The sequence below is a fragment of the Bradyrhizobium sp. 199 genome (assembly GCF_023073355.1).
In the GTDB taxonomy this organism is placed as follows: domain Bacteria; phylum Pseudomonadota; class Alphaproteobacteria; order Rhizobiales; family Xanthobacteraceae; genus Bradyrhizobium.
In genome coordinates, this window is record NZ_JADPJI010000005.1 from 1519393 (window position 1) to 1531887 (window position 12495).

General features: G+C 63.6%; 14 protein-coding genes and 1 pseudogene. 6 read left to right on the forward strand and 9 right to left on the reverse strand.

Annotation, left to right across the window (positions count from 1 at the left end; translation table 11 throughout):
* Nucleotides 1-255 precede the first annotated feature (255 nt).
* The 5 genes and pseudogenes from IVB28_RS15795 to IVB28_RS15815 form a co-directional block, all read right to left on the reverse strand.
* Nucleotides 256-921, reverse strand: a complete 666-nt coding sequence (locus tag IVB28_RS15795) for a methionine ABC transporter permease (protein WP_247527379.1) — start codon at nucleotides 919-921, stop codon at nucleotides 256-258.
* Entirely contained in the window at nucleotides 911-2062 is a 1152-nt protein-coding gene (locus tag IVB28_RS15800; RefSeq protein ID WP_247527381.1) for a methionine ABC transporter ATP-binding protein, read from the reverse strand. Before IVB28_RS15800 ends, IVB28_RS15795 begins: the two co-directional genes overlap by 11 nt.
* A 232-nt stretch (nucleotides 2063-2294) precedes the next feature.
* A pseudogene (locus tag IVB28_RS15805) lies at nucleotides 2295-3769 on the reverse strand (DASS family sodium-coupled anion symporter).
* A 111-nt stretch (nucleotides 3770-3880) separates the two neighbouring features.
* Nucleotides 3881-4687 carry an enoyl-CoA hydratase/isomerase family protein gene (locus IVB28_RS15810; RefSeq protein ID WP_247527383.1) on the reverse strand — a complete coding sequence of 269 codons (807 nt, stop codon included), beginning with the start codon at nucleotides 4685-4687 and terminating at the stop codon, nucleotides 3881-3883.
* 44 nt (nucleotides 4688-4731) lie between these two features.
* The gene (locus tag IVB28_RS15815; RefSeq protein WP_249797737.1) at nucleotides 4732-5490 is read right to left on the reverse strand and encodes a hypothetical protein; all 759 of its coding nucleotides are present in this window, start codon (nucleotides 5488-5490) and stop codon (nucleotides 4732-4734) included.
* Between the two features lie 61 nt (nucleotides 5491-5551).
* Here IVB28_RS15815 and nthA point away from each other — a divergent pair, with 61 nt between their 5' ends.
* The 3 genes from nthA to IVB28_RS15830 are packed head-to-tail and all read left to right on the forward strand — an operon-like array spanning nucleotide 5552 to nucleotide 7211.
* A complete protein-coding gene (nthA, locus tag IVB28_RS15820) occupies nucleotides 5552-6178 on the forward strand; it encodes a nitrile hydratase subunit alpha (RefSeq protein WP_247527387.1) in 627 nt (208 codons plus the stop codon).
* A complete protein-coding gene (gene nthB / locus IVB28_RS15825) occupies nucleotides 6175-6834 on the forward strand; it encodes a nitrile hydratase subunit beta (RefSeq protein WP_247527389.1) in 660 nt (219 codons plus the stop codon). Before nthA ends, nthB begins: the two co-directional genes overlap by 4 nt.
* The gene (locus IVB28_RS15830; RefSeq protein WP_247527391.1) at nucleotides 6834-7211 is read left to right on the forward strand and encodes a nitrile hydratase accessory protein; all 378 of its coding nucleotides are present in this window, start codon (nucleotides 6834-6836) and stop codon (nucleotides 7209-7211) included. The genes nthB and IVB28_RS15830 overlap by 1 nt, the downstream gene beginning before the upstream one ends.
* Nucleotides 7212-7419: 208 nt before the next feature.
* Here IVB28_RS15830 and queC read toward each other — a convergent pair whose 3' ends face one another.
* Nucleotides 7420-8133, reverse strand: a complete 714-nt coding sequence (gene queC / locus IVB28_RS15835) for a 7-cyano-7-deazaguanine synthase QueC (RefSeq protein ID WP_247527392.1) — start codon at nucleotides 8131-8133, stop codon at nucleotides 7420-7422.
* 109 nt (nucleotides 8134-8242) lie between these two features.
* On the opposite strand from queC, the gene IVB28_RS15840 reads away from it, so the two are divergent.
* The 3 genes from IVB28_RS15840 (at nucleotide 8243) to mazG (ending at nucleotide 10083) form a co-directional block, all read left to right on the forward strand.
* Nucleotides 8243-8689, forward strand: coding sequence for a hypothetical protein (locus IVB28_RS15840; protein WP_247527393.1), 447 nt, complete (start codon nucleotides 8243-8245; stop codon nucleotides 8687-8689).
* Nucleotides 8690-8702: 13 nt separating this feature from the next.
* Nucleotides 8703-9158 carry a hypothetical protein gene (locus tag IVB28_RS15845; RefSeq protein WP_247527394.1) on the forward strand — a complete coding sequence of 152 codons (456 nt, stop codon included), beginning with the start codon at nucleotides 8703-8705 and terminating at the stop codon, nucleotides 9156-9158.
* 106 nt (nucleotides 9159-9264) lie between these two features.
* On the forward strand, nucleotides 9265-10083 hold the full coding sequence (gene mazG, locus IVB28_RS15850) for a nucleoside triphosphate pyrophosphohydrolase (RefSeq protein ID WP_247527395.1): 819 nt from the start codon (nucleotides 9265-9267) through the stop codon (nucleotides 10081-10083).
* 21 nt (nucleotides 10084-10104) lie between these two features.
* On the opposite strand, the gene IVB28_RS15855 is transcribed toward mazG, so the two are convergent.
* From IVB28_RS15855 to hfq, 3 genes are read right to left on the reverse strand one after another with little or no spacing between them, the layout of a single operon-like run.
* Nucleotides 10105-10566, reverse strand: a complete 462-nt coding sequence (locus IVB28_RS15855; protein ID WP_247527396.1) for an SMI1/KNR4 family protein — start codon at nucleotides 10564-10566, stop codon at nucleotides 10105-10107.
* A 31-nt stretch (nucleotides 10567-10597) separates the two neighbouring features.
* Nucleotides 10598-11980 (reverse strand): GTPase HflX, encoded by a 1383-nt coding sequence (gene hflX / locus IVB28_RS15860; RefSeq protein WP_247527398.1) that lies wholly within the window; start codon nucleotides 11978-11980, stop codon nucleotides 10598-10600.
* An 11-nt stretch (nucleotides 11981-11991) separates the two neighbouring features.
* The gene (hfq, locus tag IVB28_RS15865; protein ID WP_007591126.1) at nucleotides 11992-12240 is read right to left on the reverse strand and encodes an RNA chaperone Hfq; all 249 of its coding nucleotides are present in this window, start codon (nucleotides 12238-12240) and stop codon (nucleotides 11992-11994) included.
* Between the last annotated feature and the right edge of the window lie 255 nt (nucleotides 12241-12495).

A 12495-nucleotide genomic window follows, 5' to 3' on the forward strand; every position in this document is an offset into this window, starting at 1 on the left:
CGACGACGCGCGTCGGAGCGCGAAACAAATTGGAAGTCGGTCACGTCTGTCGAGGCCCCACGCACTGCCGGCTTCGCCGGTATGGTTGTGATGCCTCGCCCTAACGCAGGCATGTTGGGAGTGCGATAGGAACAGCGTTAGAATTTCTCCAGACATGTGCGCAACGCGTGCGGCGAATGCGCTCAGTCACGATTCGGAATTTGGAATGTTTCCAGGCGAACAAAATCTGCCTGTCGGCAACATCTTGAAATCGCGTCAGTGATGCCGCAGCCGGCGGTTGACCCTGCGCGCCAGATAGTCGCCGGCGCTCTGGACGAGCTGCACCAGCGCAATCAGAACGACGACGACGGCCAGCATCATCTCCGGCATGAAGCGCTGATAGCCGTAGCGGATGCCGAGGTCGCCGAGACCGCCGCCGCCGACCGCGCCGACCATCGCGGAGTAGCCGAGCAGACTGACCACTGCGAGCGTCAGCGCCAGCAAAAGACCCGGCAGCGCCTCCGGGATCAGCACCTTGAACACGATCTGAAGCGGCGAGGCGCCGAACGAGGACGCGGTCTCGATCAGGCCGCCATCGACCTCGCGGATGGCGGCTTCGACCAGACGCGCGATGAACGGCGTCGACGCAATCGTCAGCGGCACGATCGCCGCACTCGATCCGATCGAGGTGCCCGCAACGAGGCGCGTGAACGGGATGATGGCGACGACCAGGATGATGAACGGCGTCGACCGCGTCGCATTGACGACGATGCCGAGCACGCGATTGACGATGGGAGCCGCGAACAGCTCGCCCTTCCGGCTGGTTGCGAGGAAGACGCCGAGCGGCAGGCCGAAGGCGGTGCCGAGCAGCGCCGCGATACCGACCATGTACAGGCTCTCGAAAGTCGCCTGGATGATCAGGTTGATGAGTTCAGGCGACATAGCCGAGATGCTCCGCAGGGAATTGATGTTGAGACAGAAAGGCCAGCGTCCGCGTCACCGCGTCCTCGCCGCTGGAAATACCGAGGGGAATGCCGAGAACGAGCGAGCCCACATGCTGGCCACCGATCTCGTCGATGCGGGCCGACAGCAGCGCCACGTCGAGACCGAGCTCGCGGGCGAGCCGCGCCACCAGGGTGTCACCGGCCCCTGCCCCGCGCACTTGAAGGCGGATCACGGCCTGCCCGCCGGCCGGCGGCGCCGCCACGATCCGGCTCGCCAGCGACACCGGCAGGCTGTCGCCGATCACTTCGGTCAGGAAGGACTGCGTGATCGGATGCTTAGGCTGGGTGAAGATGTCGGCGACATCGCCGCTTTCGACCACATGGCCGGCATCGAGCACGACCACTTCCTTGGCAAGCTGGCGCACCACGGACATTTCGTGGGTGATCAGCACGATGGTCACCCCAAGCTCGCGATTGATGTTCGCCAGCAGATCGAGGATCGCGCGCGTGGTCTGCGGATCGAGTGCGGAAGTCGCCTCATCCGACAGCAACACGCTCGGCCGTGTCGCCAGCGCGCGGGCGATGCCGACCCGCTGCTTCTGGCCGCCGGAGAGTTCGGACGGATAGCGGTCGTGCTTGTCCGCGATGCCGACGAGCGCGAGCAGCTCGGAGACTCGGGAGTTGATATCGGCCTTGGCCCAGCCGGCGATCTCCAGCGGCAGCGCGATGTTGTCGGCCGCCGTGCGCGACGACAGCAGGTTGAAATGCTGGAAGATCATGCCGATCGAGCGCTGCGCCAACCGCAAGTCGCGGCCTGCCAGAGCCGAGATGTTGCGGCCGTCGACCACGACTTGTCCGGTGGTCGGCTTCTCCAGGCCGTTGATCAGCCGCACCAGGCTCGACTTGCCGGCGCCGGAGCGGCCGATCACTCCGGTGATGGAACCACGGGGTATCGCGAAGTCGATGTCTTGCAGCGCGTTGACGCCGGGCTTGCCGCGGTAGGCCGGATAGGTCTTCGAGATCCCGGCGAAACGGACCATGGCGTCCGGTTCAGTCGCGAGCAGTGACATCGCTTCAGGCGGCGCGATGGGCTGTCCGACGGCGAGCGATTGGTGAGCGTTCATGGAGGCGGCCTTCATACACGATAGTTCTCCCGTCCTCCCGAAAAGGCAAACGAGAGCCGGGTCGCATCAGCGACTGGAGGTGGAACAGCGACAAACGCCTCAAGGGGCACGCGCTGCATCGCAGCACGCACCATCGCCTTTTCCAGTCTTTCTTGCAATGTCAGATATTTGCGGGGAGAGGGACGAAGATTCCCTGATCCCTCCCCTGAGAAGAATATTCCTTCGCAGGGTATGCCCCGCGCCCCGCTCATCCCATCCGCAACCAGGGCAACACGATCAGCAGGAGCCCGGCGAAATAGAGCAGCCCGAAGATCAGGCCAAAACCCCAGAACTGCGCCTTTCCGATATAGCCGCTGCCGAAATACATCGGTGCGGGGCCGGTCGCGTAAGGCGAGATCACGCCCATCAGCCCGAGCGAGTACATGCAGAGCATGGCGAGTGTCGTGACCGGCAAATCGGGGATGCCCGATCCGACCGCGAGCACGACCGGCAGCACGGCGGCCGCGTGCGAGGTGATGCTCGAGAAGAAATAGTGGATCCAGAAGAACAGCGCGACCAGCAGCAGCATCGCGGTCGACGGCGACAGCCCGGCGAGCGGTTTTGCGTATTCGGTTGCAAACCATTTGATGAAGCCGATCTCGTTGAGGCCAGATAGGCCAGCGTCAGCAGCGACGTGAAATAGAAGAACACCTCCCAGGCGCCCTTCTCGCTGACGATGTCGGCAAACTCGATCACGCCGGTCACCAGCATCAAGGAGATCACGATGAACACGACCGTGGTCGCGTTGACGAAGTTCGAGCCGAGCACGGGCACATGGATGTCCGGACTCGAGCCCGCGATCCACAGGAACATCGCGAGCACGATCAGGCCGAGCATGATCCACTCGTTGCGCGACATCGGGCCCATCTCGGCGAGTTCCTTCGTCGCCCATTCGGCGATCTCCGGGCTGCGTTTCACCTCGGGGCGGCAGACGGCGTAGCTGAGCAGCGGAACGAGCACCATCAGCAGAATGCCGAGCGGCGCGAAGCCGAGAAACCACTGGCCCCAGCTGACCTCGACCCCGACGGTCTTCTTGGCGATCGCCAGTGCCGCCGCGTTGGGCGCAAGCGCCGTGAAGAACAGCGAACTGGTGACGGCGGTCGCGGCAAACGCCGTCCACATCACATAGGTGCCGATCCTGCCGGCGGTCGGCCCCGGCTCGGAGCCATAGATGCGCGGGATGTTGCTGATGATGGGATAGACGATGCCACCACTGCGCGCGGTATTGGACGGCGTCGCGGGCGCGAGCAGGAAGTCGGACATCGCGACCGCATAGCCAAGGCCGAGCGTGTTGCTGCCGAGCCGCTGCACCAGCACCAGGGCAATGCGCCGGCCGAGCTGGCTCTTGCGATAGCCGATCGAGAACACGAAGGCGCCGACGATCAACCAGACCGTGCTCTCGGCAAAACCTGCCAGCATCCAGCGCAGCGACTTGGTCGGATCGGGATCGATATAGCCGCTGATGCCGGCGACGGTGAGCCCGATCAGGCCGACCGCGCCGACCGGCATCGATTCCAGAATGAGCCCGGTGATGACGGCCGCGAACACGGCGAAATAGTGCCACTGGTTGACGTTGAGCCCCGAGGGCACCGGCCACAGATAGATCACCAGCCACACCGCGAGCGGCGCGACCAACCTCCACCGAAATCCCTTTGCCTCCGGCGCCTGCGTGCTAACCGTCATGGGCTCTCCCCCTCGATCGTCGTCGCCGCTGCGGCCCGTGGGCCGAGCCCGCTCTTGTCCCATGCCGCGTATACGGACTGTCCACGACGCGATCAATGGTCGGACATCAATCTACCGTCCCTTGAAGCGCGGCTTGCGGCGGGCCAGGAACGCCTCGACGCCCTCCTTGTGATCCTCGCTGAAGCCTGCGAGCGCGAACTGGTCGATGTCCATGTGACTGGCGAGATCGTCCAGCGCATGCGCCAGCCGGTTGACGGTCAGTTTCGTCATGGCCACGGAGAGCGGCGGCTGCACAGCGACCTTTCGGGCGAGATCCATGGCGGCATCGAACGCATGGCCGGGATCGACGACGTGCTCCACCAGACCCCATTCATAGGCTTCCTCCGCAGAGATGCGCTGATCCGCCAGGATCACGGCCTGCTTGGTGCGGGCGGGACCGATCAGATGCAGCATGCGCGGGATGCTCTGCCAACTCATGTTCATGCCGAGCCCGATCTCGGGCACGCGCAGATGGGCATCGCTGCCCATGACACGGAAGTCGAGCGCAACGGCCAGCGCCACGCCACCGCCGACGCAGAAGCCCTCGATCGCAGCGATGGTGATCTGCTCCATCTCCTGCCAGGCGTGGGTGAGGCGTGGCCCGAGCTTGAGGTGCCGCCGCAGCGTGCCGAGATCCATGTCCTTGCGTGCGCGTCCCTCGGCATCCTTCAGATCGAAGCCGGCGCTGAATGCGCTCGCGCTGCCTGTCAGCACCACGACGGAGGTCGCAGCATCATCCTCGAAGCTGCGCGCCGTTGCGGTGAGCTGGCGCAGCGCCTCCGGCGACAGCGCATTGATGCCGTCGCCGCGGTCGAAACGCACCACCGCGATCCGGCCCTCGGGCCCGAGGCCCTTTTCGATCTTCACGTAGTCCGTCAATGCAAACCTCCCTGTTCTTGGTCTTGGTCCTAGTCTTGGGCGACTCACAAATGCCCGGTGCGCCGGTGCTCCGGCTCGCTGCCCTTGACCGGGAACCTGATCGTGGTCCCGATCGTGATCCAGTTGGCGTTCTCGCCGCTGATGTTGCGGCCGTAGATCACATCGACGGAGAATATCTCGTTCGGCCGGTAGCGGACACCCGTCTGCAACCGCGGTTGTACGACGCTCGCGATCTCGGACGAGCCGGCCTGGCCATACGCCTCGATCGTCCACTGCAAGGTGTCGGTGAACTTCCAGTCAAAGCCGATGCCATAGGTTAGGTAGTGGCGCTCGACGCTGCGATCCCAGAGCCAGCCGCCATTCACGTTGATGCGCATTGTCTCCGATAGGCGAAAGGTCGCGGGGATGACCGCAAAGGCGGATAGCGACTCCCCGGTCGCCACATCGAATGAGCCACCGCCATAGGCCGACAGTCCCCATTGCCCCACCCCGGTCGGGATGAAGTTCGTTTTGGCTTTGGGAGCTATCGTCGTGCTCCAGTCGCCATCGCTGCGGGCGCGGATCGTCTGAAGGCTCAGCTCTATCGGTCTGAAGGGGTCGACAACGCAGGATGGATTGGCGACCGCCGAAAAATCGGTGTTGAACGCAGTCGACATCCAGCTCTCGACCTTGCAGGAGCCGGTCTCGGAGATGTCGGCGGCATCGACCGCATAGGCGCCATTCGCAGCGCGCGCAGCATGCGCCGCGAATGTCACAAGAGCCGCGATTGCGGCGGTTATTCCGGTTCGTGCAGGCCAGCCCATGCCGGATGTTAGCAGAGTCTTCGCCTCGACAAGGCCCGGATTCTGGGACTATCCTCGCGCCATGAGCGAGCATCATCACGACCACGATCACGATCATTCCGAGCTGTCGGAGACCGAGCTGCGCGTGCGCGCCCTTGAGACTATCCTGACGGAAAAAGGCTATGTCGAGCCGGCTGCGCTCGACGCGATCATTCAGGCCTATGAGACCAAGATCGGCCCGCACAACGGCGCGCGCGTCGTCGCCAAGGCCTGGACCGATCCGGCCTTCAAGAAGGCCCTGCTGGAGGATGGCTCCAAGGCGATTGGCACGCTCGGTCATGTCAGCCGCGTCGGCGACCATCTCGTCGTGGTCGAGAACACGCCAGAGCGGCACAACATGGTCGTGTGCACGCTGTGCTCCTGCTACCCCTGGGAGATGCTCGGGCTGCCGCCGGTCTGGTACAAGGCCGCACCCTATCGCTCGCGGGCCGTGAAGGACCCGCGCGGCGTCCTCGCCGATTTCGACGTCACCTTGCCGAAGGACATGGAGATCCGGGTCTGGGACTCGACGGCAGAGACCCGCTTCCTGGTGCTGCCGATGCGCCCCGAAGGCACCGAAGGCTGGAGCGAAGAGCAACTCGCCGAGCTCGTCACCCGCGACTCCATGATCGGGACCGGCTTTCCCAGGACACCGGGAGGGCCCTCGTGAACGGCGTGCACGACATGGGCGGCATGGACGGGTTCGGCAAGGTCGAGCCCGAGCCGAACGAGCCGATGTTTCACGAGGAATGGGAATCCCGCGTGCTGGCGATGGTGCGCGCGATGGGCGCGGCCGGCGCTTTCAACATCGACACCTCGCGCTTTTATCGCGAAACGCTGCCGCCGCACGTGTACCTATCGAGCTCCTATTACAAGAAATGGTTTCTTGGGCTTGAGGAGATGCTGATCGAGAAGGGCTACCTCACGAGGGAGGAGGTCGCCGCCGGACATGCGATGCAGCCCGCCAAGGCGCTCAAGCATGGCAAATTCGATCTCGGCCAAGTCGAGCGCATCCTGGTGCGCGGCAAGTTCGCCCGCCCTGCCCCGGCTCCGGCGAAGTTCAACATTGGCAACCGCGTGCGCGCCAGGAACATCCACCCCACCACGCACACCCGCCTGCCGCGCTATGTGCGCGGCCATGTCGGTGTCGTCGAGCTGAACCACGGCTGCCACGTGTTTCCTGACACGGCGGCGATCGAACTCGGCGAGAGCCCGCAATGGCTTTACACCGTCGTGTTCGAGGGCCGCGATCTCTGGGGCGAGGATGGCGACCCTACGCTCAAGGTCTCGATCGACGCCTTCGAGCCCTATCTGGATCCTGCGTGATGAGCGCTAGCGCAGCTGCCGCCGCGACAGCGGCGATCCCGAGCATTCCGCGCGACGACGATGGCCCGGTGTTCCGCGCGCCCTGGGAAGCGCATGCCTTTGCGATGGCGTTGACGCTGCACGAGCGCGGCGTGTTCACCTGGCCCGAATGGGCAGCGAGCCTCGCCGCCGAGATCAAGCGCGCGCAGGCGGCTGGCGATCCCGACACGGGCGAAACTTATTACTTGCACTGGCTCGCCACGCTCGAAGGCCTGGTTGCGCGCAAAGGCGTTGCGTCGGCGGAGACGTTGCACCGCTATCGCGACGCCTGGGACCATGCGGCAGACAGGACGCCGCACGGTAAGCCGATTGAGCTGCGGCCGGAGGATTTTCGGTGACTTGCGCCACAAGCTCGTCATAGCGCAGCAAGGTGATGCCTTGCATTTCATTCTCGTGTCCCGGACACGCTGCAACGCGCAAGCGTTGCGGCGCAGAGCCGGGACGCAGATGGCGAACACGATACGTTACGGAAGCATGGGCCCCGGCTCTGCAGCGCACCGCTGAAAAAGCGCTGCGCTGCGTCCGGGGCACGAGTACGGCGAGGCCCTACCTCCCCGCCACGAACTCCCGCCACCCCTTCGCGCGCAGGCTGCACGCCGGGCACTCGCCACAGCCATAGCCCCAGTCATGCTGCGCGCCGCGTTCGCCGAGATAGCAGGTGTGCGACTGCTCGCGGATGAGATCGACCAGCCCCTCGCCGCCGAGGTCATGCGCGAGCTGCCAGGTCGCGGCCTTGTCGATCCACATCAGTGGTGTATGCAGTTCGAAGGATCTCGCCATGCCGAGCGAGAGCGCAGCCTGCATGGCGCGGATGGTGTCGTCGCGGCAGTCGGGATAGCCGGAATAGTCGGTCTCGCACATGCCGCCGACGATATGGGTGATGCCGCGCCGGTAGGCCAGCGCCGCGGCGAAGGTCAGGAACACCAGATTGCGGCCGGGTACGAAGGTGTTCGGCAGGCCGTCGGCGTCCATGGCGATTTCGACCTCGCGGGTCAGCGCTGTCTCGGAGACGTCGGCCAATGTGGGGATCGACAGCGTATGGCTCTCGCCGAGCCGCGCGGCCCAATCCGCATTCAGCGCTTTCAGTCCGGACAACAGCCGCGCGCGGCAGTCGAGCTCGATGGCGTGGCGCTGGCCGTAGTCGAAACCCAGCATCTCCACGCGCGCAAACCGGCTGAGTGCCCAGGCCAGGCAAGTGGCGGAATCCTGCCCGCCGGAGAACAGCACGAGGGCGGTTTCAGATCGAAGGTTGTCGTTCATGGGCTTGACCTAGTCCACTTCGGCGTCGCTATCAATCCAGCGGTCCGGTCCCCCTCGTTCGCGTGGGCGTCATCCTTTGCCGTCCACCGCTCGCTTTGGTAGTATCCGGATGTCGCCACAGGACATTCCAGGGTCATTTCTCGTGGGCTATTTTGAAGATCTGGCCAGCCGCAGTTTCAAGACCACGGAAGACGGGCGCCGATTGTTCTTTCCATGGGGCGTGTTTGGCCGCGGCTACGTCATTGCCTCGGAGGACGATTATCAACTCCTCCGAACGCAGATGAAGGCCTACACGGTGATTGCCAACGTGTGCGTGTGCGGGCTCGTGTTGTGTCAGACCTACACCGTTGCGGGTGCGGTAGTGGCGGCCGCGGTAATGATCGTCTTGATTGGATGGTACTGCGTCTGGATGTGGTTCGTGCTGCGCCGACTAGATGTTACCGATGAACAACTTGAACGACTGTCCTTGCGAAAAAGCCTAGATGCGCTCAAGCCGATCGGTCCGTGGACCGTACAAGACCCAGCGGACACGAGTTCGAGAAAGACCTGCGATTAGGCCGGTCGGCCGTTTGCGCCGAAACGCTCGCCAGGATAGCCTGCCGCTTGGTTGCAGCCAGGAATCTCGGCAGGATCCGGCATGGGGCGCGGGTATTTCAACCACGCAAGATGGGAGGAAGCTGTTCTTCCCGTGGGCTGCGGCTGCTGGTTACGTCATTGCCTCTGAGCATGACTATCAGCGGCTGCAGCAGCAGATCAAACTCTACAACAGAGTCTATCTTACCGTCGCGATTGCCTTGGCTATCGGCGTTGAATGGTTCACCACGATCAGCTCGATCATTGCGGCGTTTCTCAGCGACATGGTCTACAAGGCCTGGATGCGGCGCCTGCTGCCTCGCCTGAAGGTTTCCGACGAAAAGCTCACGCACCGGGAATGGTGGTCCGGCACGCTCAAGGCGCTCAAGCCGATAGGCCCCTGGACCGTACAAGACCCATCGGTCACGAGCCCGAGAACGGTCGCCGAATAGAGCCCAGGGCAATCGGTGGAAATCAACACGGTTGTCCCGCGTAACACTGGGATCGACGCGGTGCTTTTGGCATAAAGCCAAGGCCTCGAACATCCCGGTGCCCGCAATGCCCCCCTCCCGCGACATTTCCCGCCTGATCGAGATCATGGCGGCATTGCGCACGCCGGTGACCGGCTGCCCCTGGGACCTCGAGCAGAACTTTGCAACGATCGCGCCCTATACGATCGAGGAAGCCTACGAGGTGGTCGATGCGATCACCCGCGGCGATCTCGACGATCTCTGCGAGGAACTCGGCGATCTCCTGCTCCAGGTGGTGTTCCACGCCCAGATGGCCTCGGAGCAGAACGCCTTTTCGTTTGGTGACGTCGTCGAGGCGATCACCCGCAAGATGATCCGGCGCCATCCCCATGTCTTTGCCGACAAGGACGGCAATCTCGCCTCCTCCCACGTCAAGGAAGTCTGGGACCGCATCAAGGCCGAGGAGAAAGCCGAGCGCGCCGCACGTCGGCCGCGGGAGGATGTGCCGAGGCACAAATCGCTGCTGTCAGGCGTGAAGGCTGGCCAGCCCGCACTGACGCGCGCCATGGAGCTGCAGCGCAAGGCCTCCACCGTCGGCTTCGACTGGAACGACCCGCGCGCGGTGCTGGCAAAGATCCGCGAGGAAGCCGACGAGATCGAGGCCGCGCTCGACCGCAACGACAAGCAGGAGCTCGCAGAGGAGACTGGCGACCTCATGTTCGCTCTCGTCAACCTCGCCCGCCACGTCGACGCCGATCCGGAAGCTGCACTGCGTGCAACGAATGCAAAATTCGAACGGCGCTTTGCCTATATCGAGCGCGCGCTGCAAGCGCAGGGCCGCACGCTCGAGCAGGCGTCGCTGGCGGAAATGGATGCGCTTTGGAATGCCGCGAAGACGGCTACGTGATGCAGCGGCACGAAGTAAATATCAGCCGCTTTTCGGCTCAACTGCAATCAGTTGGTGGAGCCAATCGGCGAACGAGTTGGCGATGGGTTCAGGAGCCTGATCTGGACCTGCTTCGTGGTTCCAGAGAACAATGCGTTGCTCTCCTTCAACAACGGCACTGCTGTCGAGACAGTGCTGGTTGCCGAAGCCGTCATTGTAAAAAGTCACGAGGTGGGGCGGCAGCGGCGGATACATTTCGGTGCGCTCGCTCAGCGTCATTTCTTTGAGCCGGCGCCACAGCTCGATGTTTGAGCCCAGGCCATAAACCTCGTTCGCGCCAACGCTTAGCCAACCGTAGGTTTGCAGATAATCGGCAAAGCTTCCAATAAAGCGGACGCCCAGTTCGCGCTCGCAGTCAGAAATCTGTTCAGCTGTTGCCCCTGGACCGTGCTCGATCTCACACCGGAAGTCCTGCAAGATGTTGCGGATCACGCTGGCGGACATCCGATACTCCGCATTGTTAGATGTCCGCGGCCTACGCCGACAGACGCGGCACAGCATCAAACCTGGACACCACGATATCCCGCTTGGTCTCGTCCACCCGCACGGTCATGTCGAAGCGACCGTCGTGCAGCTCTTTGGCCAGCACCTCGGCATTGCGATGCAACCAGCTGATGCCGGCGCCGTCGGCGGCGTCGATGGAGAGATCCAGCGTGATGCGTTTTGCGGCGAGTCGCTCCTCGATCGCGGCCAGAAGTGCATCGACGCCCTCACCCGATACGGCCGAGACCAGCATTGCCGGATGATCCTCCGGCCTGCGCGCGGCAATGTTCAAGAGCTCTTCGCGCTGCTCGGCATCGTAGCGGTCGATCTTGTTCCAGACCTCTATGATGCGGCCGGAATCGTCGGGGTTGATGCCGAGCTGGCGCAGCACGGCATCGACGTCGCTCTGCTGCGCTTCGGCATCCTCGTGCGAGATGTCTCGCACATGCAGGATGACGTCGGCCTCCAGCACCTCTTCCAGCGTGGCACGGAAGGCGGCGACGAGCTGGGTCGGCAGGTTGGAGATGAAGCCGACGGTGTCCGACAGCATCGCCTTGCCACCATGCGGCAGGTCGAGCGCGCGCAGGGTTGGATCGAGCGTGGCGAACAGCATGTCGGCGGCCTGCACGTCGGCGCGCGTCAGACGGTTGAACAGCGTCGACTTGCCCGCATTGGTGTAACCGACCAGCGCGACCACGCGATACGGGACGCGCTGGCGACCCGCACGATGCAGACGCCGCGTCGCCTGCACCTTCTTCAGCTCGCCCTCGAGCTTGGAGATGCGCTCCTGGATCAGGCGGCGGTCGGCTTCGATCTGCGTTTCGCCCGGACCGCCCATGAATCCGAAACCGCCGCGCTGGCGCTCCAGATGGGTCCATGAGCGCACCAGGCGCGAACGCTGATAGTTGAGATGCGCGAGTTCGACCTGGAGCGAGCCCTCCTTGGTCTTGGCGCGGCGGCCGAAGATTTCGAGGATCAGCCCGGTACGGTCGAGCACCTTGGCCTGCAACTCCTTCTCCAGGTTGCGCTGCTGGACCGGCGCCAGCGCGCAGTCCATGACCACGAGCTCGACGTCGAGGCTCTTCGCCAGCGCGGTAATCTCTTCGACCTTGCCTTTGCCGATATAGGTCGCAGGACGGATCTGGCTGATCGGCGCTATGATCGCGTCGGCAACGACAAGGTCGATCGCGCGCGCGAGGCCCGCGGCTTCATCAAGCCGGGCCTCTGCGTCACGCAAGACGTGAGTTTCCGATTGCGCGTCGGCACCACCCGCGCGCACCCGCAAATAGGGACCGATGACAAGCACCCGCCCCGTCTGCTTAGCCCCTGCCGACCGCGGACGGTCGGCATCCCCGTCGAAATTCCGAGGTTCCAATCAGATCACTCTCAAGCCGGCTGATCCTCGCCGCCTTCGAACAACTGAATCGGTGCGCCCGGCATGATGGTCGAGATCGCGTGCTTGTAGACAAGCTGCGAATGACCGTCCCGCCGAAGCAGCAAACAGAAATTGTCGAACCAGGTCACGATGCCCTGGAGCTTCACTCCGTTGACCAGAAAGATCGTCAGTGGCGTCTTTGTTTTGCGAACGTGATTAAGGAAGGTGTCCTGAAGGTTTTGTGCGCGGTCTGCCGCCATTGTTTTTTTCTCGCTTTGAGTTTCTTTTTATTGCGCCGGTTGCGGCCCTCTTTGTGACACGGGGCCTCTCCCGGTTGCCGTTCCTCATGAGATCCCCCTCGGAAGGAACAGCCGTGCGATTAGAGGACAGGTGGACCTATTAGGCAAGCCGCTTCGCGGGGCAGGTCAGGCCGTATTGCCCCGAAAAACTACGGAAACCGATGACTTTCCTGGCCTATCCCCGAGGGGTAACCGCAGCCCGGCGGCGTTAGATTC